This is a genomic window from Microbacterium lemovicicum, from assembly GCF_003991875.1.
In the GTDB taxonomy this organism is placed as follows: domain Bacteria; phylum Actinomycetota; class Actinomycetes; order Actinomycetales; family Microbacteriaceae; genus Microbacterium; species Microbacterium lemovicicum.
This window is the reverse complement of record NZ_CP031423.1, coordinates 3,318,110-3,342,225: the sequence shown is the minus strand read 5'-3', so window position 1 is coordinate 3,342,225 and position 24,116 is coordinate 3,318,110. Positions and strand designations below refer to the sequence as shown.

Sequence of the window (24,116 nt, the reverse complement as noted above, 5' to 3'; positions counted from 1 at the left end):
CCTAGGAGCGCGCGGATGCCGCGCTCAGCCGAACACGACGTCGTCGGCCTCCACGACCCCGGCCGTCTTGCCCGGCGCGCTCTGGAAGCTCCAGTACAGATTCATGTGGGCGGCGACCTGCGCGGGCGTCGGCGCACCCCAGGCCGTCTTGTCGCCGCTCGTGTGCGCGTCGCCCACGAGGATCGTGTCGTAGCCGCGGGCGAAGGCGCCGTGGATCGTGGAGCGGATGCACGCGTCGCTCTCCGCACCGGCGACCACCAGCCGGCCGACGCCCAGGCCCGCCAGCACCCCCTCGAGGTCGGTTCCCTCGAAAGAATCGCCGTGCAGCTTCTCCACACGCGGGTCGCCGTCGGCCGGAACGAGGGCGGGCACGATCTGCCAGCCGTCACCGCCGTGCACGAGTCCCTCGTCGGAGTGCTGCACCCACACCACCGGCACGTCCTGCGCGCGAGCCCTGTCGACGAGCCCGGCGATCCGCCCGACGACGGCCTCGGCGTCATCGGCCTCGGCCATCACGTCGTTCTGCACATCGACCACCAGCAGCGCGGTCCTGTCCCTGCCCTCGAGTGTCGACATCACGGCATCCCTCCGTCATCCGGCGGCTGCCGCGAGCGCGTGGCCGCGGCATCCTCCTCATCCGGCGGACGGAGTCGCCCGCCGACACCCTGCAGGCTACTCCCGGCCGCCGACACCGATCGGCCCCGTGAGCGCTCCGACGAGCCCCCATGCGCGGGATCGCAGACCCGGCGGGACCCACCCTCACGACCCGCCCATAGACGCGGGCCATATCCTGGATCGCATGACCGACACCCTTCCCCCCGGGCTGGCCCTGGACGACCTCAGTGCCGAGATCCGCCCGCAGGACGACCTCTTCCGTCACGTCAACGGGCAGTGGCTCGAGCGCACGGCGATACCCGAGGACAAGGCCCGCTGGGGCTCGTTCCACCTGATCGCCGAGCAGGCCGAGAAGGACGTCCGCGCGATCATCGAGGAGTCGCAGGGCGCAGAGCCCGGCACCGAGACCCGCAAGATCGGCGACCTCTACACGAGCTTCGCCGACACCGCGGCCATCGAGGAGCGCGGCGCGACGCCGCTCGAGCCGAGCCTGGCCGCCGCCGACGCGGTGACCGACATCCCCTCCTTCCTCCGCACCGTCGGCGCGCTCGAGCGCGACGGCGTGAGCGGGCTCATCGACCTCTACGTCGAGCCCGACCCGGGCGACCCGACGCGGTACGTTCCGTTCGTCATCCAGGGCGGCCTCTCGCTGCCCGACGAGAGCTACTACCGCCTCGACAACTTCGCCGAGACCCGCGAGGCGTACACGGCGCACATCGCCCGCATCCTGGGCCTCGCCGGTGTCGACGACCCCGAGGGGCAGGCGCGGCGCATCTTCGCGCTCGAGACGGAGATCGCCTCGCACCACTGGGACAACGTCCGCAGCCGCGACGCCGTCGCCACCTACAACCTCACGACGTGGGCCGAGGTGCAGGCGCTCGTCGGCGTCGACCTGCAGCCGTGGCGCGAGGCCGTCGGCGCCTCGCACGCCGACGCGTTCGAGGAGGTCGTGGTCTATCAGCCCAGCTTCTTCGAGGCCCTCGGCGGACTGCTCAGCGACGAGCGCATCGAGGACTGGAAGGCGTGGCTGCGCTTCAAGATCGTGCACTCCGCCGCCGCATTCCTGTCGGAGGCCTTCGTCGACGAGAACTTCTCGTTCTACGGCACGCAGCTCACCGGCGTGCCGGTCAACCGCGACCGCTGGAAGCGCGGCGTGGGGCTCGTCGAGGCGGCGCTGGGCGAGGCCGTCGGCCGCGTCTACGTCGAGCGTCACTTCCCGCCGGCCGCGAAGGAGGCGATGGACGAGCTGGTCGCCAACCTCATCGAGGCGTATCGCCGCAGCATCCGCTCGCTCGAGTGGATGACCCCCGAGACGCGCGAGCGCGCGCTGGCCAAGCTCGACGCGTTCACGCCGAAGATCGGCTACCCGGCGAAGTGGAAGGACTACTCCACCCTCGAGATCGACGCGTCCGACGTCGTGGGCAACGTCCGCCGCTCGCACGTCTGGGAGCACGACCGTCAGCTCGGCAAGGTCGGGCAGCCGATCGACCGCGACGAGTGGTTCATGACCCCCCAGACGGTCAACGCGTACTACAACCCGCTGATGAACGAGATCGTGTTCCCGGCGGCGATCCTGCAGTACCCGTTCTTCGACGCCGATCGGGATGCCGCGGCCAACTACGGCGGCATCGGAGCGGTCATCGGGCACGAGGTCGGCCACGGCTTCGACGACCAGGGCAGCCGCTTCGACGGCGACGGGTCGCTGCGGGACTGGTGGACCGATGAGGACCGCTCCGCCTTCGAGGAGCGCACCTCGGTGCTCATCGCACAGTACGACGAGCTGGTGCCGCGCGGGCTCGACCCGGAGAACCACGTCAACGGCGCCCTCACGATCGGCGAGAACATCGGCGACCTCGGAGGACTGGGCATCGCGCTCAAGGCCTACGAGCTGTCGCTCGACGGACAGGACGCCCCGGTCATCGACGGCTACACCGGCGTGCAGCGCCTGCTGCTCAGCTGGGCGCAGGTCTGGCAGCAGAAGGGCCGGGATGCCGAGACGATCCGTCTGCTGACGATCGACCCGCACTCGCCCAACGAGTTCCGCTGCAACCAGATCGTGCGCAACGTCGACGCGTTCTACGACGCCTTCGAGGTGACGTCCGCCGACGCGCTGTGGCTCGACGAGGACAAGCGCGTCACCATCTGGTGAGCCCCGCGACCCGGCCGGGTCGCGGCTCCCGTTCCCCGCACATCGACGACGGAAGGACCCGCTCGTGGGTACGCCGCCGGAGCCCGCTCGGGACACCGAGCCGCTGCGCGGCACCCGCGGAGGCGGACGCCGGTCACCGCGGCGCGCGGCCGCGGGCCGGCGCTCCTTCACCTCGACGCTGAAGGCCCTCGACGCGCTCGCCGCGTCGGGCGCGCGCATCTCGGTGCGCATCGACGACCTCGACCGGGGCACCGAGGTGCTGGCCGGTGACGACTTCGAGACGCTGCCGATCGCCGGCATGGGCGTGGTGCCGCTTCTCATCGAGGTCGCGGCGGCCTTCGAGGCCGGCACGCTCGAGCCGTTCGAGATCGTCGAGCGCTCCTCGGTCGATGCCGTGGCCGTCTCCGGCGTGTGGCAGCATCTCGCCGCGCCGGCGCTGCCGCTCGTCGACCTGGCGCTGCTGGCGGCGTCGACGGGCGACGCCCTCGCGGCGAACGCGCTGCTCGAGCGCGTGGGGCTCCCCGCCGTGCGGGCGCGCATCGAGGCGCTCGGCATGACGCAGCTCGCGCTGCTCGACCGCTTCCGCGACGCGCGCGGCCTCGACGACGCCCCGCACGTCGCGCTCGGCTCCGCGCGCGAGCTGGCCGCGATGTTCGCCGCGCTGGTGAACACCACGGCCGTATCGGCCGGGGTGAGCGCCCAGGTGTCGGAGTGGCTGAGCCGCGGGCACGACCTCTCGCTCGTCGCCTCGGCCACAGGCCTCGACCCGTTCGCCCACGAGAGCGACCAGCACGGGCTCCTGTTCGTGAACAAGACGGGGCGGGACGCGGGGGTGCGCGTCGAGGCGGGTGTGCTGGCAGGGCCCAGGGCCGGTGTCGCCTACGCGCTCATCGTCTGCTTCGACGACCTCTCCATCGCGCACCGGCTCCGCGCGCACGACGCCTTCCGCGTGCTGGGGACCGACCTCATGGAGTACGTCTTCTAGACGCGTCGCCGTCCGTTCCGGCGGATTCCCGCGCATGACCGACGACGGATGCCGCGGCATCCGCTCCTCTATGCTGGCGCCGTGAGCACCGCCGCCCCCGACGTCGCCGCAGCCGGTCCCGCGCGAGCACGCGACGACCGCATCACGCTGCGCTTCCTGACGACACCGGCCGACACCGCGGCGGGAGGCCGCTCGGTCGCGGCCGGCAGCGTCATGGAGTGGATCGACAAGGCGGGCTACGCCTGCGCCGTGGGCTGGTCGGCGGCCTACTGCGTCACCGCCTACGTCGGAAACGTGCGCCACCGCCGGCCGATCGCGCCCGGCAGCCTGATCGAGGTGCAGGCGCGTCTCGTGCACACCGGCCGTTCGAGCATGCACGTGGTGGTGACGGTGTCGTCCGCCGACGTCGACACCCGCGTCTACACGCCGGCCACGACCTGCATCCTCATCTTCGTCGCGAAGGATGCCGACGGCCGGGCGCAGCAGGTGCCCTCGTGGGAGCCGCGCACCCGCTCCGACCGGGTGCTGGCCGAGGGAGCGCTGCTGCGCATCCCCGCGCGCACCGAGATCAAGCGGCTCATGCGGGAGGAGGAGTACACGGATGCCACGGCCGCGCCCCGCAGCATCCTGCGCTTCCTCGTCCCGCCCGGGGTCGTGAACTGGGGCGGCAAGGCCCACGGCGGCACGGTGATGCGCTGGATCGACGAGAGCGCCTACGCGTGCGCCGTCGGCTGGATGGGGAAGGACCCGCTCGCCGACCACGCCGTGGCGGTGTACTCCGGCGGCATCCACTTCTTCGCGCCGGTGCGCATCGGCGACATCGTCGAGGTCGACAGCCGGCTCATCCACACGAGCGACCGCAGCATGCACGTGAGCACGCGCGTGCTGACGGCCGATCCCCGGTCTCCACACGAGCGCACGCTCACCACCCTCTGCCTGAGCGTGTTCGCCGTGCCGGGGGAGGGCGGCGTCGCTCTTCCGGTGCCCTTCTGGGAGCCCGTCGAGGCGGAGGACCGGCGGCTCAACGCGCACGCCCGCGAGATCATCAGGCTGCGCGAGGACATCGTGCCGATCGCGGCGTCGATCTCGCTGGAGCCCTGAAGCCGGGGTCTACGCCGGTCCGTCGAGGCTGTCGATGAGCGCGAGACCGCGGCGCGCCCACTCGATCTCGCCGCGCGCACGCTCCACGAGGCCCTCATAGGCGAAGCGCTTGAAGGCGACCGTGCGGTCCTGCTCCTCGGCGGGGGTCTGGGCGAGGCGGCGCATGAGCATCGGGTTCTCCCGTGCGTCGATGCGGCGCAGCTCGATCTCCCACTGCTCGCGCAGCTCCTCGTGGTGCTCGATGTGCCCGACGAGGAACGCCCGTGCCGCCTCCGGCGTCGTCGTCTCGAGGTACGCGGCGCGCAGATGCGCGGGGTCGCGCACCCGGGCGTACTCGAGCGGCGACGACATCCACGCCAGGAAGGCCGCGTCGCCGGCGGGGGTCACGTGGTAGACCCGGCGGGTGCCGCGCTCACCGCGGGCCTGCTCCTCGCCCTCGATGAGCCCCTCGGACTCCATCTTGCGCAGCTCGGGGTAGATCTGGGAGTCGGGCGCGTGCCACACGTGGCCCACCGACAGGGAGAACTGCTTCTGCAGGTCGTACCCCGACAGCGCCCCGACGCGCAGGATCGCCAGCAGCGCGTTGCGCAGGCTCATGGCGCCTCCCGGAGGTGTCGAAACGGAGTGAGGGGGCCCGGCCGGCGACGAACCGCGCGATCGGACCCCCTCGAGACTATTGCCCGGCCTCAGGCCGACTCGTAGCCGGTGCGCCAGCCGCCCTGGTAGGTGGCGCGGGCGACGGTGGAGTACGGCACCGGGCTGACCACGGCGCGGACCTCGGTCTGCTCGTGGGGCTCGACGCTGGCCTTCTTCGTGCCGCCGTTCGGCTCGCCCCAGACGACCTTGAGCTCCGTGCCCTCGGGCACGCTCGGGTCGACGGTGGCGAGCGACAGGCCGCGGCGCTCGTTGGCGCTGTAGCCGGTGAACATCGAGTAGCCGACGACGGTGCCGTCCGCATCCACGACGGCGTCGTAGTTCGCCGAGCCGTAGTTGGCCAGCGGCAGGTCGAAGAACTTGTAGTTGGGGCCGTCGACGTTCAGCAGCGACGTCCACACCTTGCCGAGGTCTTCGGCGTCCCACGCGAGCGTGACCTTCTTGCGCTGCGAGGCCGGGTCGATCTTCTCGAGCGCGTCACGGCCGATGAAGTCGTGGTCGAACTTCACGAACGAGCCGTAGCCGAGCTCCCACGGCGTCAGGTAGTAGTCCTCGATGTTCTCCGAGACGAACGACCCGGCCAGCGTGCCGGTCGCCTCGTAGCCGTCGGCGGGCAGCCACTCGCGGTAGGCACGCTCCGCCTCGCCGGTGTAGATGGCGGGGAGCGGCGAGGGGATCCAGCCCGACTCCAGCGTGTTGGACGGGTAGGCGCGCGAGCCGACGGGCAGCAGGCCGAACTCGGCACCCGCCTCCACGATGGCGGTCCAGATGCGGTCGTGGTCCTCGTAGGGGCCCCAGATCTCGAGGCCCGGAGCGCCCGCCATGCCGTGGCGCAGCGTCTTGACGGTCGTGCCGTCGATGGTCATCGTCGACATGTTGAAGAACTTGAGCTGCTCGAGCGAGCCGCCGTTCAGCTTCTCGATGACCGACCAGGCGTTGGGGCCCTGGATCTGGAAGCGGTAGTACTGGCGGGTGACGGCGTGACCGTAGGGGCGCGAGGGCGAGCGACGGTCGACGGTGATGTCGAGGTTGCTGTAGCCGCCGGTCTCGCCGTGGAACATGAGCCAGTTCGACGCGGGCGCACGGCCGACGTAGGTGTATTCGTCCTCGCCCTCGCGGAAGAGGATGCCGTCGCCGATGACGTGACCCGACGCGGTGGTCGGCACGTACTGCTTGGCCTTGTTCAGGGCGAAGTTGGCGACCGAGTTGATGGCCGTGTCGGAGATCAGCTTGATGGCGTCGGAGCCGCTGAGGAACACGTTGTCCATGTGGTGCGACTGGTCGTAGAGCACGGCGGTGTCGCGCCACGCCTTCTGCTCCTTGATCCAGTTCTGGAAGTCCGCCGGCACGACGGGGTAGATGTAGGAGCCGATCTGGGAGTTGCGCAGCAGCTCGACGGGGCTTCCGGCCGCGTCGATGACTTCCTGCAGATTCTTGGGTGCCACGGTGAACCTCTTTCTGTTCGTGAGGGGGGAGGGATGCCGCGAGGCATCCCCGATTTCAGGAGAAGACGATGGTCTGGTTGCCGTCGCGGATGATCCGGTCCTGGGCGTGCCACTGCACGGCACGGGACAGGACGGCGCGCTCGACGTAGGCGCCGCGGGCCTGGAGGTCGGCCGCGCTCATCGAGTGGTCGACGCGGGCGACGTCCTGCTCGATGATCGGGCCCTCGTCGAGGTCCTTGGTGACGTAGTGGGAGGTCGCGCCGATGAGCTTCACGCCGCGCTCCTTCGCCTTGCGGTAGGGCGCCGCGCCGATGAAGGCAGGGAGGAAGGAGTGGTGGATGTTGATCACCGGCACCCCGACGGCGTCGAGGAAGTCCTCCGAGATGATCTGCATGTACCGGGCGAGGACGACGAAATCGACGTTGCCGCGCAGCAGGTCGAGGATCTTCGCCTCCGCCTCCGACTTGTCCGGCCCCTGCGAGGGGACGTGGAAGAAGGGGATCCCGAACGAGCGGACGTCCTCGGCGGTGTTGGTGTGGTTGCTGATGACCATCGGGATGGTCACGGGCAGCTCGCCGCGGCGGTGGCGCCACAGCAGCTCGAGCAGGCAGTGGTCCGACGTGGACGCGAGGATCGCCATCCGCTTCGGGATCGACTGATCCGTCAGCGTCCATTCGAGGCCCAGCGGCGTCACCGTCGCGGTCAGGTCCTCCTCGATCACCGGCATCGCGGCGGCCAGGTCGGGGCGGTGGAAGACCACGCGCTGGAAGTACTCGCCGCCGTCGGCGTTGGAGGAGTACTGGTCGAGCGTGGTGATGTTGCCGCCGTTGCGGGCGATCAGGGCCGTGACCGCCGCCACGATTCCGGGGCGGTCGGGGCCGTGGACGATCAGGCAGGCGTGATCGGCGAGCGCAGAGGTGTGCACGGTCATGAGGGCTCCTGTCAGGACTGGGCGCCGAGGTAGTCCCGCGCCCACTCCGATGTTGCCAGCAGTCCGCCGAACGTATAGAAGTGCAGGCTGACCTTGCCGGCGGCGGGGTCCTCCGACACGAGGGAGGCGAGATCGCTGACGAAGCGGTCGGGTCCGGCGGTGCCCATCAGGTTCGTGAGGGAGAAGCCGTACTTCTTCACGATCATCGCGTTCGCGCCGATGCCGAAGCGGCGGGCGAAGCCCAGCAGGCGCTTGATGCCGGCCGGTCCGGGGGTGCCGATGCGGATGGTGGAGTCGATGCCGCGGGCGCGCACCTGGTCGATCCAGGTCATGACCGGGTCGGTGTCGAAGGAGAACTGCGTCAGCACCGTCGTGCCGATGTTCTGCTCGCGCAGGGAGACGGCCTTCTCGTCGAGCGAGCGCCAGAGCACCTCGTCGGAGATGTCGGGGTGCCCCTCGGGGTAGCCCGCGATGCTGACCTCCTTGACGCCGTAGTCGGCGAGGATCCCGGTGCGGATCACGTCGTACGCGCCCTCGTACGGGCCCTCGGGCACGGCGGGGTCGCCGCCGACCACGAAGACGCTCTCGGTGGCGTCGACGTCCTGCAGCCGGGAGAGGAACTCCTCCAGCTGCGCCTGCGAGGAGAGGCGGCGGGCGGAGATGTGCGGCACCGGGATGAAGCCCATGTCGCGCACGGCCTTCGATGCCGCGACCCGCATCTCGAGGTCCTCATTGCCGAGGAAGGTCACGTTGATCTTGGTCCCCTGGGGGATGGAGTCCTTCGCCTCGATGAGGCCGGGGACGTCCTTGCCCGTCATCTCGAGCGAGAAGCCGCTGACGAGCTCGCGTTCCGCCGCGGCATTCCGCGTAGACGTGGTGTGTGCCATGAGCGAGGTCCTTTCCTCCGACCGGCCGGACGCCTCTTCGCGTCCTCGCTAGCACTTTACCTATACCCATAGGGAATGTACATAGCGACTTCGGATGCCGCGGCCGCCGCCCGCTCAGGAGTCGGCGTTCCCGTCGACCAGGGCCTCGCTCTCCAGCGTCATGAGCGCGCGCGTCTCGTCGAGGAGGCGCTGGAGGAGGTCGTTCAGGCGGGCGATCTCGTCGCCGTCGAGGTGGGAGAGCACGATCTCCTGCCCGCGCAGCGAGATCGGGAGCATGAGGTCGTGCATCTCGGCGCCCGCCCTGGTCAGGTACATCGGCCGCGATCCACGGGGTCCGTCGGAGAGCACGATCAGCCGGCGCTCGAGCAGCGTCGCCACGCTCTTGGACACGACCGCCTTGTTCAGCGCGGCGTAGGCGGCGATGTCGGTCGCGGCCATCCCCGGGTTCACCGCGAGGGTGGAGATCACGCGCCAGTCGTTCGTTCCCAGGCCGTATCGGCGCCGCAGCTCGTGCGACTCGCGCCAGACCAGCGCGTTGGAGACGAGCGCGAGGAGCCGGGGCGTGAAGTGGTCCGGGTCGATGGTGTCGGGCAGCGGCTCCGTGACCACGTCTGCTCTGCCGGCGTCGCCGCCGGCCGTCGTGTGCGCCATCGCCCATCCTCTCGCCCGGGGCGGCACGGCGTCTTCGCCGTACCGTGTGCACTCCATGGAACACCCCCGCGAGCGTGGATGGTTCCCCGGAAAGTAGTTTACGTGCATTCCTGTTTACATGTAAATGAGATCGTGCTAGCTTCACTTCTCGTCGGACCCGCCAGGCGGAGGACGACCATCACGGAGCGTCGACGAAGACCTGCTGCATGCGCCTTCCCGACGTCCACGCGACCCACGACGAGGAGGCTTGCGATGAGCGACACCGCTGCCCTGACCACCCAGCGACCGAGCGTCGCGGAGCTCGAGGAGCTGGCCTACGAGCTGCGCGCCAAGCTCCTGCAGCTCTGCGGCACCTACGAGGGCGCCGTGCACATCGGCGGTGACCTGTCGGCCGCCGACATCTTCACGGCGCTGTACCAGTACGGCCTCAGCGTCGACCCGACCGACATCCGCAACCCCACCCGCGACCGCTTCGTGCTGAGCAAGGGCCACGCCGCCGTGTGCATGTACATCGCGATGGCCATCCGGGGATTCTTCTCCTACGACGGCATCGTCGACACCTACGGTCAGCTCGACAGCGCCTACGGCATGCACCCGTGCAAGGTGCAGCTCCCCGGCGTCGAGTGCTCCACGGGCTCGCTCGGCCACGGCCTTCCGCTGGCCGTGGGCATGGCGCTCAGCGCCCGCGGTCGCGGCGAGTCGCACCGCGTCGTCTGCCTGCTCGGCGACGGCGAGACCGGTGAGGGGTCCGTCTGGGAGGCGGCGATGGCCGCCCGCAGCAACGAGCTCGGCAACCTGGTCGCCTTCGTCGACCGCAACCGTCAGCTGATGACGAGCTTCGCCGAGGAGCGGGTCGTCTTCGAGCCGTACCCCGACAAGTGGGCCGCCTTCGGCTGGAACGTGGTGCAGGTCGACGGCCACGACATGGCGCAGCTCGTCGCCGCGATCGACGCGCTGCCGGCCACCGACAGCGACCGGCCCACGGTCGTCATCTGCGAGACCGTCAAGGGCAAGGGCGTCGACTTCATGGAGGCCAACCTCGCCTGGCACGCCGGCTCGCTGGGTGCCGCCGATCTCGAACGGGCGATGGCCTCGCTCGACGCATCCCGCCAGAAGGAGTCCGTCTGATGCCCAAGACCTTCACGTTCGGTGAGTTCCTCGGAGCCCGCTCCGTCATCGGGACCACCCTCGCCGAGCTCGGCCATGAGCACCCGAACCTCTGGGTGCTGACCCCCGACATCGGCGCGACGGTGATCGAGTTCCGCGACACCTTCCCCGACCGGTTCATCGACGTCGGCCTCGCCGAGCAGGTCTGCGTGGGCATCGCCGCGGGACTCGCCTACGACGGCAACATCCCCGTCGTGTCGGGCATGCTGCCCTTCCTGTCGATGCGGGCGCTCGAGCAGATCCGCACGGACGTCTGCTACCCGAACCTGCCGGTCAAGATCATCGGCACCCACGGCGGCCTCGTCGGCAACGGCGGCTCCACGCACTACGCCGTCGAGGATCTCGCGCTCATGTGCGCGCTCACCAACATGACGGTGACCTCGGTCGGCGACCCGCTGATGGTGGGCGAGGTGATCCGCCAGTCGATGGCGATGGAGGGCCCGCTGTACGTGCGGCTCGCGGTGGGCAAGAAGGACAAGGTGCTCTACGAGCCGGGAGAGCACGACATCCGCATCGGCAAGGGCATCACCGCCCGTCAGGGCACGGATGCCACGATCTTCACCCACGGCACCGTCGTCGCCCAGGCGCTCGACGCCGCGGACGAGCTCGCCAAGGACGGACGGTCGGTGCGGGTGGTGGACATGTTCACGCTCAAGCCGATCGACGCCGACCTCATCGTGCAGTGCGCGGAGGAGACCGGCGGCCGCTTCGTCGTCCTCGAGGACCATCTCGCCTACGGCGGTCTCGCCAGTCGCGTCGCCGACGTGGTGGCCGATCGCGGGGTGCGCCTGACCGCCTTCGAGCGGCTCGGCATCCCTCAGGTCTACGCCGGCTTCGGCGACGACGAGGAGCTGCGCGACAAGCACGGCTACGGACTGTCGGCCACCGTCGCCGCCCTCCGCCGCGTCATCGCCGCGGACTGACCCCTTCTGCCCCTCGCTCAACGGAGAGACGAATGAGAACAGTCGCCGTCACCAGGATCGGCAGCCTGCGCGATCCGGACGAGTCCGCCCGCGGACGCATCGGCATCGTCGACATGCCCCAGCCGGACCTCGGGCCGGAGGACGTGCGCATCCGCGTCGCGTACTCCGCGATCTGCGGATCCGATCCGCACCTCGCCGAGGGCTTCTTCGGCACGGACGTGCCCATCGGCCTCGGCCACGAGCTGTCGGGCGTCATCGAGGCGCTCGGCGAGCGGGCGCACCGCAACGGCCTGCGGGTCGGCGACCGGGTGTCGGGCAACTTCCTGCGGTTCTGCGGCACCTGCCGGCCGTGCCAGGAGGGCAGGCAGCAGTTCTGCGAGAACATCCAGGACTACAACCGCCCCGGCATGGCCGAGACCATCACCTGGCACGAGTCGCAGGTCTACCGCCTGCCCGACGAGGTCACGCTCCGTCAGGGATGCCTGCTCGAGCCCACCTCGGTGGCCGTCCGCATCGCCGACAAGACCCGTATCCGCGTCGGCGACCGCGTCGCGATCTGCGGCGGCGGCCCGATCGGCCAGCTGACCCTCCAGGTGCTCAAGATGTACGGCGCCACGTCGCTGACCATGATCGAGCCCATCGCCGAGCGTCGTGAGATGGCCCTGCGTCACGGTGCGCAGCACGTCATCGATCCCGTCGCCGAAGACCAGCAGGTGCGCGCCGACGCGATCACGGACGGCCGCGGCTACGACATCGTCGTCGACGCGTCCGGCTCGCCCCGGGCCGTCCAGGGGCTCCTGGACATCGCCGCGAAGGGCGCCACCGTCGTCTATGGAGCGATGTACCCGCACGACTTCGCCATGCCCCTGAACCTCTCGGACTACCTGTACCTCAAGGAGCTCACGCTCACGGGCGTGTTCGTCTCGCCCTACGCGTTCCCGCGCGCACTGCAGGTGCTGCCCCTCCTCGACCTCCGCGAGCTGACCGAGGCCGTCTTCGACCTCGACGACGCGACCGAGGCCTTCGCCGTCCACGTGAGCGGCCGGCATCCGAAGGTCCTGCTCCGCTGCAACGACATCGACGACCTCGGGAGCGCCTCGTGACCCTGACGGATGCCGCGGCTCCGGCGGTCGCGCCCCGGACGCCCGCGCTCGAAGCCCGCGACATCGTCAAGCGGTTCGACGGCGTGCACGCCCTCGACGGCGCCGGCTTCGAGGTGCTGCCGGGCGAGATCCACGCGCTGCTCGGCGAGAACGGCGCCGGCAAGTCGACGCTGATCAAGGTCGTCACCGGCCTCTACGCGCCCGACGAGGGCGTGCTCCTGCGCGACGGCGAGGAGGTCGAGTTCGCCACGGTGCGCGCCGCCAACCACGCCGGCGTCGTCGCGCTCTATCAGGAGCTGTCGGTCATCCCCTCCATCAGCGTCGCCGAGAACATCCTGCTCGGCGACCAGACCCCGAGCCGCGGCGGCCTCGTGCAGTGGCGCGCGCTCAAGCGCAAGGCGCGTGCGCAGCTCGACAGCATCAACCAGCGCATCCCGCTGAACATGCTCGCCGGCGACCTCACGCCCGTGCAGCAGACGATGGTCGCCTTCGCGCGGGCCCTCGCGACCGACGCCCGCGTGCTGATCCTCGACGAGCCGACCGCCTCGCTGACCGACACGGAGATCACCGACCTGTTCGCCGTGCTGCGCTCGCTGCGCGAGCGCGGCGTGGCCATCGTCTACGTGTCGCACCGCCTCGAGGAGGTCTTCGAGCTGTGCGACCGGCTGACCATCATGCGCAACGGCCGCACGATCGTCACGAAGGACGTCGCGGACTCGCACATCGACGAGGTCATCTCCACGATGGTCGGCCGCTCCGCCGGCGAGCTGTACCCCGAACGGGGCTCCGGCGCCGGCCCCGTCGCGCTGACGGCCGCGAACATCGACGGCCGCCGCGTGAAGGACGTGTCGTTCGAGGTGCGCGAGGGCGAGGTCCTCGGTATCGGCGGGCTGGCGGGATCGGGCCGCAGCGAGCTGCTGCGCATCCTCGCCGGGGCGCAGAAGCACAGCGGCGGCGTGGTGACCGTCGGCGGCACGACGCTCAAGCAGTCGCCCGGCGTGGGCCGCGCCCTGGAGGCCGGCATCGCGCTCGTCCCGGAGGAGCGCCGCAGCCAGGGCGTCATCCTCGGCGCGACCATCCAGGACAACATCGCCGTGGCCAATATCAGCGAGGTCAGCACCATGGGCATCGTGTCGGCCTCGCGCATCTCGGTCATCACCCAGCGCGGCATGAAGGACCTCCAGATCAAGGCGCGCGGCCCGCGGCAGCCCGTCAGCGAGCTGTCGGGCGGCAACCAGCAGAAGGTGGTGCTGGCCAAGATGCTGGCCCGCCGGCCGAAGGTGCTGCTCATGGACGAGCCGACCCGCGGCATCGACGTCGGCACCAAGGCGGAGATCTACCGCCTCATCCGGCAGCTCGCCGAGGGCGGCACGGCGGTCATCGCCGTCAGCTCGGAGCTGCCGGAACTCATCGGGATGAGCGATCGCATCCTGATCATGCACGAGGGGCGGGTCTCGGGAGAGGTCCCGGCCGAGGGCGCGGACGAGGAAGTCCTGCTCGCGTACTGCTACGGAAAGGCGGAAGCACATGACCACCACCAGTAACCCCGGACTGGAGGACACCTCGACGCTGCGCGTTCCGCGCCGCTCGGTCGGGCAGTCCCTGCTGTCATCGGGCACCGTGCTCGCCCTGGTCGTGCTGATCATCTTCTTCTTCGCGATGCGACCGGACGTGTTCCTGAGCTTCACGAACGTCCGCAACATCCTGTACCAGGTGGCGATCCTGGCGATCATCGCCGGCGCGCAGACGCTGGTCATGGTGGTCGGCGACTTCGACCTGTCGGTGGCGGCCACCTCCGCGCTGGCGGGTGCGACGTCGGCGGCGCTGATGCTCGGCGGCACGCCCACGGGCGTCGCCATCCTCGCGGGGCTCGCCGTCGGACTCCTCGTCGGCCTCGTCAACGGCCTGCTGATCGCATATCTGAACCTGTCGGCCTTCGTCGCCACGCTCGCCACCCTCACCTCGGTGACGGGCCTGGCGTACCTCGTGACGCAGGGCACCACCCTGTTCAACCTGCCGGCCGACTTCAACAACCTCGGCCAGGGGCGCATCCTCCAGATCCCCCTGCCGGTGTTCTTCGCGATCGGCGTGCTGGTCGTGCTGTGGTTCGTGCTCAAGTACACGACCCTCGGCCGTCGCTGGTACGCCACCGGCGGCAACGTCGAGGTGTCGCGGCTCTCCGGCGTGAACGTGCGCCGCGCACGCCTCCTCGCCTTCACCGTGGCGGGCGTGGTCTCGGCCTTCGGCGGCATCCTGCTGGCGGCCCGCCTCGGCAGCGCGAGCGCGGTGCAGGGGTCGGACAACCTCCTCTTCTCCGTCGCCGCCGTCTTCCTCGGCATGACCGTGGTCCGCTCGGGCGCCGCGAACATCGTGGGCACCGTCGTCGGCGTCGCCATCATCGGCGTCATGAGCAACGGCCTCAACATCCTCGGCGTGAACTCGTACGTCCAGCAGGTCGTCACGGGGCTCATCATCATCGCCGCCGTCACCCTCTCGTCCCTCAAGACGCGCGAACGATAGCGCGTCCTGATCCCTCGACGCGCCGGTGCCCCCGCACCGGCTCGTCACCTCGCAGTCCCCACCCGCAATCCGCAGTTCAACGAAGGAGTTACACATGCGCAAGCGAATCTCGTCATTGGTGGCCGTGGCCGCCGTGACCGTGCTCGCCCTCACCGGATGCTCGTCCGGATCGGGCGGCGGCGGTGGCACCGGCGGCTCCGGCGACGGACCGTTCAAGGTCATCGCCTTCACCTCCGGCAACCAGACGCCGATCGGCGCGTGGTGGGTCAAGGCGGTCACCGCCAAGGCCGACGAGCTCGGCTGGGATCTCACGATGATCCAGGGCGACTTCGACTTCCAGAAGATGAACCCGCAGGTCGAGAGCGCGATCGGCCAGGGCGCCGACGTCATCCTCGACGGCTACACCGACGTCGCCTCGATCAGCTCGATCGTCACGGCCGCGAAGGACGCCGAGATCCCGATCTTCGCCATCGACAGCGCCACCGAGGCCAGCGATGCCTTCGCGCTCAACATCACCAGCGACCAGCAGGGCATCGTCGACGAGACGGTCGGCGCACTGGAGGAGCAGCTCGGCGGACTCGAGGGCAAGACCGTCATGGTCATCGGCCATGACCCGCACCCCGGCATCCGCCTGCGCGCGGGACTGGCCGAGCAGGCGCTGAAGGACGCCGGTGCCACCATCGCCGGCGGCTCGATCCAGAAGGTCAAGTCGCCCGCCACGGGCCGCACGGAGGCGCTCGCGCTGACGGCGGACTACCTGTCGGCCAACCCCGACGGCCTGGACGCCGTGTGGGTGGGCTGGGACGACGCGGCGCTGGGCGCCTCCAAGGCCATCACCGAGGCGGGCTCGAAGGCGAAGGTCACCGGTGTGGATGCCACGAGCGAGGCCATCGCCGAGATCGAGTCGGGCGGCTCGTTCCTCGCCACCGTCGAGCAGCCCTGGCCGTCGATCCTCGACACCGTGATGGAGGCCGTCACGGCCTACCAGAAGGACAAGACCATGCCGTCGACCAACTACGACGCCGTCGCGACGACTCTGGTCGACAAGGCGAACGCCTCGACGATCACCCCCTCCGACAAGCTCCAGTGATCCGCGGAGGGGCGGGAGCAGCATCCTCCCGCCCCTCCGTCCTTTCTCTTTCCGCCACCCACCCCCGCCTCACGTCAGAAGGTCAGCCATGCGCTTAGCAGGAAAGGTCGCCGTCATCACCGGCGGCGCCAGCGGGATCGGTCGCGCGACCGTCCTGAAGTTCGTCCGCGAGGGCGCGAAGGTCGTCGTCGCCGACCTCAACCTCGAACAGGCCGAGGCCGTCGTCGCGGAGGTCGAGGCCCTGGGGTTCGCAGGCGCGGCATCGGCCTCGAAGGTGGACGTCTCGGAGTTCGCCCAGGTGGAGGCCACGGTCGCCCACGCGGTCGAGGTGTTCGGACGCCTCGACGTCATCTTCAACAACGCGGGCATCGCCGGCGGCAAGGCGCTGCTCGACCACGACCCCGCCGTCGACTACGCGCCCATGATCCGCATCGATCAGGACGGCGTGTACTACGGCATCCTGGCGGCCGGTCGTCAGTTCCGCGACCAGGGGACCGGCGGCGTCATCATCAGCACCTCCTCGATCTACGGCGAGCAGGCCGCGGAGCTGGCGTTCAGCTACAGCGCCGCCAAGGCTGCCGTCATCTCCTTCACGCGCTCCGCCGCGTATGAGCTCGCCGAGTACGGCGTGCGCGCCGTCGCGATCACGCCGGGCCGTGTCGCGACGCCGATCATCGGCCAGTTCAGCGCCGAGCTCCAGGCGCTGTTCGCGTCCGAGCAGCTGCGAGGCAGGATGACCGCCCCCGAGGAGATCGCCGACGTCGTGGCGTTCCTCGCCTCCGACGAGGCCAACGTCATCAACGGCACCGTCGTGCACGTCGACGACGGCTACTCGGCCTACAAGCAGCGCTTCACCCTGCCCACCTTCTGAGCGCGACGATGACGGACACCACCCGCGACCTCCGGACAGACACCGGGCTGGACGTCGCGTGCCACATCAACGCGCTCCTGCCGGCCGCCGATCCCGAGCTGCTGCCCACCGCCCTCTCGGTGCTGGCCGACGCGGGCTTCTCCCGCATCGTGCTGCCGCCGCTGGATCCGAAGACGACGGATGCCGCGGCCCTGGCCGCCGTGCTGAGGGATCACGGCATGACGGGCCTCACGATCGCCGGCGGGCAGGGCGGCCAGGCCGACGTCTCGTCGGAGGACGCCGGGCGCCGCGCCGCCGGTGCGGCGCTCCTGCGGGACGTCGTCGACCTCACCGTCGCCCTCGGCGGCGACCAGATGAACGGCGTGCCGTACGGCCCGTTCGGCCCCCCGCAGGGTCCGACGTCGGCGGCGGCGATCGAGCGCGCGGCCGCCGAGGTCGGGGCGGTCGCCGACTACGCGCACGAGCGCGGCGTCACGATGACCTTCGAGGTGCTGAACCGCTACGAGACCTCGCTGCTGAACACCGCGGAGCAGGCGATGGCCTTCGCCGAGCTGAGCGGCTCCCCGCATCTGCGCATCCACCTCGACACCTTCCACATGGCGGTCGAGGAGGCCGACATGTCCGCCGCGATCCGCACGGCGCTCCCGCGCCTCGGCTACCTCGAGCTCGGGCAGTCCGGCCGCGGCCGCCTCTCCACCGGCGCGGTCGCGCTCGCCGACGTGGTGCGCCAGGCGCTGGACGACGGCTACGAGGGCCGCTGGGGCGTCGAGGCCTTCTCGCGCTCCGTGCTGGCCGGACCCGTCGCCGACATGCTGGCCATCTGGCGCGCGCCGTACGACGATGGAGCGGAGCTCGCCCGCGACGCGATGCGCGTCATCCGCCAGGGATGGTCGCTGAGCACCGTGGGCCGACGCAACCAGCGCCTCGCCCGCAGCGCCGCATCCTGACAACCCCCTTCGAACACCCACCCGCACCACAAGGAGTCACGCTCATGAGCACGACAGCCACCACCTCCGGAACGCTCCTCGACGCCGAGGTCTTCTCCGGACGCATCTTCCTCGACGGCGAATGGGTCGTCGGCGGCGGCGGCGAGATCGCCTCGACCGAGCCCGCGACCGGCGCGACGCTCGCGATGGTCGGCATGGCGGATGCCGCCGACGTGACCCGTGCGGCCGAGGGCGCCGCCCGCGCGCAGCAGGAGTGGGCGGCCCTGCCGCACCCCGCCCGCGCGGCGGTGCTGCGTCGCGCCGGCCAGCTCTGGGAGGAGCACGCCGAGGAGATCTCCGGCTGGAACATCCGCGAGGTCGGGGCGATCCCGCCGCTCGCCGGCTTCGCCCTGCACGTCACCGCCGCCGAGTGCTACGAGGCGTCGTCGCTCCCGTCCGCCCCGCGCGGAACGGTGCTCTCCAGCGAGGAGCCCCGGCTCTCGCTCGCCGAGCAGATGCCGGTCGGCGTCGTCGGCGTCATCTCGCCCTTCAACGTGCCGCTGATCCTGGGCATCCGCGCCGTGGCGCCGGCGCTGGCGCTCGGCAACGCCGTGCTGCTCAAGCCCGACCCGCGCACGGTCATCACCGGCGGTGTGTCGATGGTGCGCATCTTCGAGGAGGCGGGCCTGCCCGCCGGCGTGCTGCAGCTCATCCCGGGCGGCGCCGAGGTCGGCGAGGCCATGATCGCCGACCCGCGCGTGCGCGTCATCGCGTTCACCGGCTCGACGCGCGCCGGTCGCTCGGTCGGCGAGCAGGCCGGCCGCCACCTGAAGCGCGCCCACCTCGAGCTCGGCGGCAACTCGGCCTACATCGTGCGCGCCGACGCCGACGTCGACAAGGCCGTCAACCTCGCGACCTGGGGCGCCTTCCTGCACCAGGGCCAGATCTGCATGACCGTCGGACGCCACATCGTGCACGAGTCGGTCTTCGACGAGTACGTCGCCAAGCTCGCCGCGAAGGCCGAGTCCATGCACGTCGGCGACCCCGCCGCCGGGCAGGTCCATCTCGGGCCCCTCATCGACGAGGTGCAGCGCGACCGCGTGCACACGCTCGTGCAGGACGCCGTGGCGCAGGGTGCGGAGCTCAAGGCCGGCGGCACCTACGACCAGCTGTTCTACCGCCCGACGGTGCTGGCGAACACGCCGAGGGATGCGGCGGCCTACTGCGACGAGGTCTTCGGGCCCGTGGCATCCGTCGTGTCGTTCTCGACCGACGACGAGGCCGTCGAGCTCGCCACCGAGTCGGACTACGGCCTGTCGCTGGGCATCGTGACCGCCGACGTGTTCGGCGGTCTGGAGCTGGCACGCCGGATCCCCACCGGCATCGTGCACATCAACGACCAGACCGTCAACGACGAGGCCAACGCTCCGTTCGGCGGCACCGGCTCGTCGGGCACGGGCTCGCGTCACGGCGGCGCCCAGGCGAACATCGACGCCTTCACCGAGACCCGGTGGATCACGATGCGCCGCGAGCCGGGGCAGTACCCGCTCTGAGCCCAGGCGGCCCCGCGCGGCGGCAGCGGATCTAGGCTCGACACACCCAGCCGTCGATGAGGAGGCCGATATGAGGATCACCGCCGCTGTCGCCGAGGAGACCGGTGCTCCCCTGCAGATCGAGACGCTGGAGCTCGACCCTCCGGGGCCTGGGGAGGTGCGCGTGCGCCTGGTCGCGACCGGCGTCTGCCACACCGACGCCATCACCCGTGACGGCCACCTCCCGCTGCCGCTGCCCGGCGTGCTCGGGCACGAGGGCGCCGGGATCGTGGAGGAGGTCGGCGAGGGCGTCACCACCGTCGAGGTCGGCGACCACGTGGTGATGGGCTGGCCGTTCTGCGGCGAATGCCGCAACTGCCTGCGCGGGGAGCCGCGGTACTGCGCGCAGCTCGGACCCGCGGTCGCAGCCGGGGTGCGCTTCACGGGGCCGCTGGCCGGCACGGGGGCGTACCACCGCGAAGACGGCTCGCCGCTGTCCGGGCACTTCTTCGGCCAGTCCTCGTTCGCGACCGCGTCGATCGCCCTGGCCTCCTCGCTCGTGAAGGTCGATCCCGCTCTGCCGCTGGAGCTGCTCGGCCCGCTCGCGTGCGGCATCTCGACCGGCGCCGGCGCCGTGCTGAACACCGCGCGACCGCAGCCGGGCGAGAGCATCGTGGTCTTCGGGGCGGGGGCGGTGGGACTGGCAGCGATCATGGCGGCGCGCAGCACGCCCGCGACGACCATCGTCGCCGTCGACCTGAACGCCGATCGCCTCGAGCTCGCGCGCCGGTACGGCGCCACCCATGTCTTCCGGGCGGGGGAGGGCGACGTGGATGCCGCGATCCGCGAGGCGTGCGGGGGAGACCCCGACCACGTCATCGAGTGCACGGGGGTCATCGCCGTCGTCGAGCAGGCCGTCGGCCTGATCGGGATGCTGGGAACCTGCATCCTCGTGGGCGGCGCGCCCGCGGGCGCGGCGTTCTCGGTGGAGCACCAGCCCGCCCTGTGGGGCAAGCGCATCGTGGGCACCCTCGGCGGCAGCAGCACCAGCGCACGGCTGATCCCCGCGCTGATCGCGCTGCACGCGCAGGGAAGGTTCCCCTTCGACGAGCTCGTGCGCTTCTACGACCTCGACCAGGTGGAGCAGGCCATCGCCGACAGCGCGTCGGGCGAGGTCATCAAGCCGATCCTGCGCATCTCGTCCGTCTGAGGCGGGCGGCGGCGGCGACAGGGCGGGGGCGCCGCCCGACCGACGGGCTCAGCCCAGGTGCACGGCGGGGCCGCCGTCGCCCGAGGGCAGCAGGTGCTCCTTCGTGCCGCGGATCATGAAGAACGCCACGACCGATCCCGCTGCCATCACGACGGCCGCCGCCAGGAACGTCGCCGAGTAGCCGGCTGTGAAGGCGGCCAGCTGCGACGGACCGTCGGTGACGTCGACGGTCGCCACCGCCGCGGCGTAGAACGCGGTGAAGACCGACAGCCCGATGGACCCGCCGATCTGCATGGCCGAGTTCGCCGCGGCCGAGGCGACCCCGGCGTCCTGCGGCGCGACGCGGGCGAGCGCGAGGTTCTGCATCGGGATGAAGAGGTTCGCCATGCCGAGACCGAGGAGCACGAGGCCCGGCAGCACCTCGACGAAGTAATCGCCACCCGGCGTGATGCGGCTGAGGTAGAGCAGGCCGGCCGCGGCGATGAGCGGTCCGACGATCATCATCGGCCGCGGCCCGATGACGGGGAGCAGGCGCGTCAGCACCGGCGCGCACAGCATGATGACGATCGTCATCGGCAGGGAGGCGACGCCGGCGACCAGCGGCGTGAATCCCAGCACGATCTGCAGGTGGAACGCGAGGTAGACCGTGCCGCCGATCATCGCGCTGCCCGAGATGGCCTGAAGCAGCATGGCGCCGCCGCGCACGCGGTCGGTGATGACGCGCAGCGGCAGCAGGGGCTGCGCGACGCGCGACTCGATGACGACGAACGCGACGAGCAGTGCCACGCCCAGCACGACGAAGCCGATGGTGTCCAGGCGCGCCCAGCCGTACTCGGCGAGGCTGAAGCCGTAGACGAGCGAGCCGAGGCCGGCCGTGACGGTGAGGGCTCCGGCGAGGTCGTAGCGGTTCTCGCCGTCGGCGCGCGACTCGCGCAGGAAGAGGAACCCGCCGATGACGCCGGCGAGCACGAACACGACGTTCACCAGCAGGCACCACCGCCAATCCGCGAACTCGGTCAGCACACCGCCGAGCAGCAGGCCGACGGCGGCGCCGGTGCCCGCCACCGTGCCGAAGACGGCGAAGGCGGTGTTGCGCTCCTTGCCGCCCGGGAACGACACCGTCAGCAGCGCGAGGGCGGCGGGGGCGAGGAGTGCCGCGAAGACGCCCTGCAGTCCCCGGGCGGCGATGAGCTCGGTCGCGTTCTGGGCGAGACCGCCGAAGACGGATGCCGCGCCGAACCCGATCATGCCGACCATGTACGTGCGCTTGCGGCCCCAGTAGTCGGCGATCCGGCCGCCGAGCAGGAGCAGGGCGCCGAAGGCGAGGGCGTACGCCGTCACGACCCACTGGCGCTGGCCGTCGGTGAGTCCGAGGGCGAGCTGCGCCTGCGGGAGGGCGATGTTGACGATCGTGCCGTCGAGCACGACGACGAGCTGGGCCAGCGCGAGGATGATCAGCGCACCCCAGCGACGGGCGCCGCGGATGCCGCGGGAGCCGAGGGGGACGGCCCCGGTGCGGGGAAGGGGGATGGTGCCGGTGGACATGAAGAAACCTCCGGGGCTTCATGAGGAAGGATGCCGGAGGTTTCAAGCCTCGGACCGCGATCGCCTCGGCGACGCAGCCGTCACCCGCCTGTCTTCGGCGGGTCAGGCCTCCATTCTACCCGGCATCGCCGGCGGAGATCCGCTCGCTGATGACGCGAGCGGTGGCGGCGGGATCGGGACGGTGCATCACCGACTCCGGCACGATGACGAGCTCGGCGGCCGGGATCGCCTCCGCCAGCTGGTCGGCCGCGGTGACGAGCATCGGGAATGTCTGCTCCCCGCGCAGGATGGTGACCGGCGCGGACACGTTCCGCATCGCGGACGTCGGCGTCGACAGCCGGGCGGTGAGCAGGGCGTCGTAGACCGTGGACGGGGCCAGCGGCACGAGCGCGGGGAACATCTCGCTGCGGCGGATCGACTCCACCATCTCGCGCGGCAGCTCCACGCCCTCGAGCTGGAACAGCGACACGGCCTCGCCGGGGTCGCCGGCGTCGACCAGCTCCTGCAGTCGATCCGCGAGGGCGGGGTCGGGGTCATCGTGGCCGAAGCGGAACGGCGGCTCGGAGAGGAAGAGCGCCCGGACGGGCACGCCGAGCGAGGCCGCGTAAAGCGCGAGCACGGCACCGGACGAGTGGCCCAGCACCGCGGCCCTCCCGCCGACGGCGTCCATGACCGCCGCGACGTCGGCGACCTCGTCCTCCGGCTGGGATCCCCGTCGGTCGCCGCTCTCGCCGCGGCCGCGCCGGTCGACGGTGACCGCGCCGAAGCCGTGGATCGCGAGGGCGTCGGCGAGTCCCTGCCCGTCGGACGCCCGCGAGAAGGCGCCGCCGAGGATCACGACCGGTGGGCCGTCGCCGGTCCGCTGGAACGCGATGCGGGTGCCGTCTGCGGACGTCGTCGTCTCCATGCCGACAGCAGACCACGAGTCGCCGACATCCGCGACCCCCTCGCGGCCGCGAGGGTCAGCGCAGCATCCGCTCGACGTCATCCGCCCAGGTGCGCAGCACCCCGACGTGACCGCGGCCGGCACGCGGATGCACCTCGGCGCGCGGGCACCGTACGGCGATGAGGTGCGCGTGCCGGACGGGGATGATGCGGTCCTCATCGCCGTGCACCAGGTGCACGGGCGCGCTGATGCGGTCGAGGTCGACGCCCCACGGTGTGACGAAGGCCACGTCATCGTCCGTGCCGCCGCTCTCCTCGGTCGCTCCGCCGCGTCCGGCGTCCTCGCCGACCGCGGCGAGCTCGCCGTCCAGCGCCGCCCAGTCGTCGGCGGTGAACTGCCCGGGGTCGAAGTCGGCCGTCTCGCCCCACGTCTCCCGGGCCGCGCGGCCCCGCTCCGCGCTCTGCAGCGCCGCCGGATCGTGCATGCCCTCGAACCACGACGCCTCGCCGGTGAAGGGCGCGGGCGAGGCGAACGCCACCACCCCGAGGACGCGGTCGCCGGCGTGAGCGGCGGCCGCCAGGGCGTGCGGACCCCCGCCGGAGTATCCCGCCAGCGCGAACCTGTCGACGTCCAGCGCGTCGGCCGCGGCGAGGAGGTCCGCCGCCGCGTCGGCGACGGATCGCCCCGGCAGGCGCTGCGAACCGCCGAAGCCCGGCCGCGCGACCGAGATCAGCCGCACGTCGTGTGCGCGCGCCCAGGCGGCGTGCGGAGCCAGCGGCGCACCGGTGTGCGGCGTGCCGCCCGACCAGAGGAGGACGGCTGTCGCATCCGGGCCCGCGCCCGCTTCGTACGCGACCACCGTCCGACCGTCGACGGCGAACTCGTGGCGGAGGGCATCGGCGCTCATGCCAGCACCCTATGCCCG

Annotated in this window: 22 protein-coding genes; 13 read left to right on the top strand and 9 right to left on the bottom strand. The window is 71.1% G+C overall.

The genetic code is table 11. The features are described 5' to 3' along the window. Positions 1-24: 24 nt before the first annotated feature. The gene (locus CVS47_RS15615; protein ID WP_127096914.1) at positions 25-576 is read right to left on the bottom strand and encodes an isochorismatase family protein; all 552 of its coding nucleotides are present in this window, start codon (positions 574-576) and stop codon (positions 25-27) included. 223 nt (positions 577-799) lie between these two features. On the opposite strand from CVS47_RS15615, the gene CVS47_RS15610 reads away from it, so the two are divergent. From CVS47_RS15610 to CVS47_RS15600, 3 genes are all read left to right on the top strand, one after another. Next, entirely contained in the window at positions 800-2,764 is a 1,965-nt protein-coding gene (locus tag CVS47_RS15610; protein ID WP_127096913.1) for a M13 family metallopeptidase, read from the top strand. 103 nt (positions 2,765-2,867) lie between these two features. After that, positions 2,868-3,749 (top strand): serine hydrolase, encoded by an 882-nt coding sequence (locus CVS47_RS15605; RefSeq protein ID WP_241240366.1) that lies wholly within the window; start codon positions 2,868-2,870, stop codon positions 3,747-3,749. Between the two features lie 81 nt (positions 3,750-3,830). Further along, complete coding sequence (locus tag CVS47_RS15600; RefSeq protein ID WP_241240193.1) at positions 3,831-4,850, top strand: acyl-CoA thioesterase; 1,020 nt, start codon at positions 3,831-3,833, stop codon at positions 4,848-4,850. Positions 4,851-4,859: 9 nt separating this feature from the next. Here the strand turns inward: CVS47_RS15600 and CVS47_RS15595 are convergent, their stop codons facing one another. The 5 genes from CVS47_RS15595 to CVS47_RS15575 form a co-directional block, all read right to left on the bottom strand. After that, positions 4,860-5,447, bottom strand: a complete 588-nt coding sequence (locus tag CVS47_RS15595; protein WP_127096910.1) for a PadR family transcriptional regulator — start codon at positions 5,445-5,447, stop codon at positions 4,860-4,862. Positions 5,448-5,536: 89 nt separating this feature from the next. Then, on the bottom strand, positions 5,537-6,949 hold the full coding sequence (ligM, locus tag CVS47_RS15590) for a vanillate/3-O-methylgallate O-demethylase (RefSeq protein ID WP_127096909.1): 1,413 nt from the start codon (positions 6,947-6,949) through the stop codon (positions 5,537-5,539). 55 nt (positions 6,950-7,004) lie between these two features. Beyond that, positions 7,005-7,880: a formyltetrahydrofolate deformylase gene (gene purU, locus CVS47_RS15585; protein WP_127096908.1), complete on the bottom strand. Its 876-nt coding sequence runs from the start codon at positions 7,878-7,880 to the stop codon at positions 7,005-7,007. Positions 7,881-7,891: 11 nt separating this feature from the next. Then, positions 7,892-8,767 carry a methylenetetrahydrofolate reductase gene (locus CVS47_RS15580; RefSeq protein WP_127096907.1) on the bottom strand — a complete coding sequence of 292 codons (876 nt, stop codon included), beginning with the start codon at positions 8,765-8,767 and terminating at the stop codon, positions 7,892-7,894. Positions 8,768-8,881: 114 nt separating this feature from the next. After that, on the bottom strand, positions 8,882-9,418 hold the full coding sequence (locus CVS47_RS15575) for a MarR family winged helix-turn-helix transcriptional regulator (protein WP_164734678.1): 537 nt from the start codon (positions 9,416-9,418) through the stop codon (positions 8,882-8,884). A 252-nt stretch (positions 9,419-9,670) separates the two neighbouring features. On the opposite strand from CVS47_RS15575, the gene CVS47_RS15570 reads away from it, so the two are divergent. The 10 genes from CVS47_RS15570 to CVS47_RS15525 all read left to right on the top strand — a co-directional run bounded on the left by CVS47_RS15570 (position 9,671) and on the right by CVS47_RS15525 (position 20,760). Then, positions 9,671-10,546 (top strand): transketolase, encoded by an 876-nt coding sequence (locus CVS47_RS15570; RefSeq protein WP_127096905.1) that lies wholly within the window; start codon positions 9,671-9,673, stop codon positions 10,544-10,546. Beyond that, positions 10,546-11,508, top strand: coding sequence for a transketolase family protein (locus tag CVS47_RS15565; protein WP_127096904.1), 963 nt, complete (start codon positions 10,546-10,548; stop codon positions 11,506-11,508). The genes CVS47_RS15570 and CVS47_RS15565 overlap by 1 nt, the downstream gene beginning before the upstream one ends. Positions 11,509-11,540: 32 nt before the next feature. Beyond that, entirely contained in the window at positions 11,541-12,611 is a 1,071-nt protein-coding gene (locus CVS47_RS15560; RefSeq protein ID WP_127096903.1) for a zinc-dependent alcohol dehydrogenase, read from the top strand. Beyond that, on the top strand, positions 12,608-14,155 hold the full coding sequence (locus CVS47_RS15555) for a sugar ABC transporter ATP-binding protein (RefSeq protein WP_241240192.1): 1,548 nt from the start codon (positions 12,608-12,610) through the stop codon (positions 14,153-14,155). Before CVS47_RS15560 ends, CVS47_RS15555 begins: the two co-directional genes overlap by 4 nt. Beyond that, on the top strand, positions 14,139-15,131 hold the full coding sequence (locus CVS47_RS15550) for an ABC transporter permease (RefSeq protein WP_127096902.1): 993 nt from the start codon (positions 14,139-14,141) through the stop codon (positions 15,129-15,131). The genes CVS47_RS15555 and CVS47_RS15550 overlap by 17 nt, the downstream gene beginning before the upstream one ends. 94 nt (positions 15,132-15,225) lie before the next feature. Continuing rightward, on the top strand, positions 15,226-16,221 hold the full coding sequence (locus CVS47_RS15545; RefSeq protein ID WP_127096901.1) for a sugar ABC transporter substrate-binding protein: 996 nt from the start codon (positions 15,226-15,228) through the stop codon (positions 16,219-16,221). Positions 16,222-16,309: 88 nt separating this feature from the next. After that, on the top strand, positions 16,310-17,092 hold the full coding sequence (locus CVS47_RS15540) for an SDR family NAD(P)-dependent oxidoreductase (RefSeq protein WP_127096900.1): 783 nt from the start codon (positions 16,310-16,312) through the stop codon (positions 17,090-17,092). Between the two features lie 8 nt (positions 17,093-17,100). Continuing rightward, complete coding sequence (locus CVS47_RS15535; protein ID WP_127096899.1) at positions 17,101-18,039, top strand: sugar phosphate isomerase/epimerase family protein; 939 nt, start codon at positions 17,101-17,103, stop codon at positions 18,037-18,039. A 44-nt stretch (positions 18,040-18,083) separates the two neighbouring features. Beyond that, a complete protein-coding gene (locus CVS47_RS15530; RefSeq protein WP_127096898.1) occupies positions 18,084-19,571 on the top strand; it encodes a benzaldehyde dehydrogenase in 1,488 nt (495 codons plus the stop codon). A gap of 70 nt (positions 19,572-19,641) precedes the next feature. Next, on the top strand, positions 19,642-20,760 hold the full coding sequence (locus CVS47_RS15525; RefSeq protein WP_127096897.1) for an NAD(P)-dependent alcohol dehydrogenase: 1,119 nt from the start codon (positions 19,642-19,644) through the stop codon (positions 20,758-20,760). A gap of 48 nt (positions 20,761-20,808) precedes the next feature. Here CVS47_RS15525 and CVS47_RS15520 read toward each other — a convergent pair whose 3' ends face one another. The 3 genes from CVS47_RS15520 to CVS47_RS15510 all read right to left on the bottom strand — a co-directional run bounded on the left by CVS47_RS15520 (position 20,809) and on the right by CVS47_RS15510 (position 24,098). Then, positions 20,809-22,305 carry an MFS transporter gene (locus CVS47_RS15520; RefSeq protein ID WP_127096896.1) on the bottom strand — a complete coding sequence of 499 codons (1,497 nt, stop codon included), beginning with the start codon at positions 22,303-22,305 and terminating at the stop codon, positions 20,809-20,811. Positions 22,306-22,420: 115 nt separating this feature from the next. Next, complete coding sequence (locus tag CVS47_RS15515) at positions 22,421-23,212, bottom strand: alpha/beta fold hydrolase (protein WP_127096895.1); 792 nt, start codon at positions 23,210-23,212, stop codon at positions 22,421-22,423. A 55-nt stretch (positions 23,213-23,267) separates the two neighbouring features. Beyond that, positions 23,268-24,098, bottom strand: a complete 831-nt coding sequence (locus CVS47_RS15510; RefSeq protein ID WP_127096894.1) for an alpha/beta fold hydrolase — start codon at positions 24,096-24,098, stop codon at positions 23,268-23,270. Between the last annotated feature and the right edge of the window lie 18 nt (positions 24,099-24,116).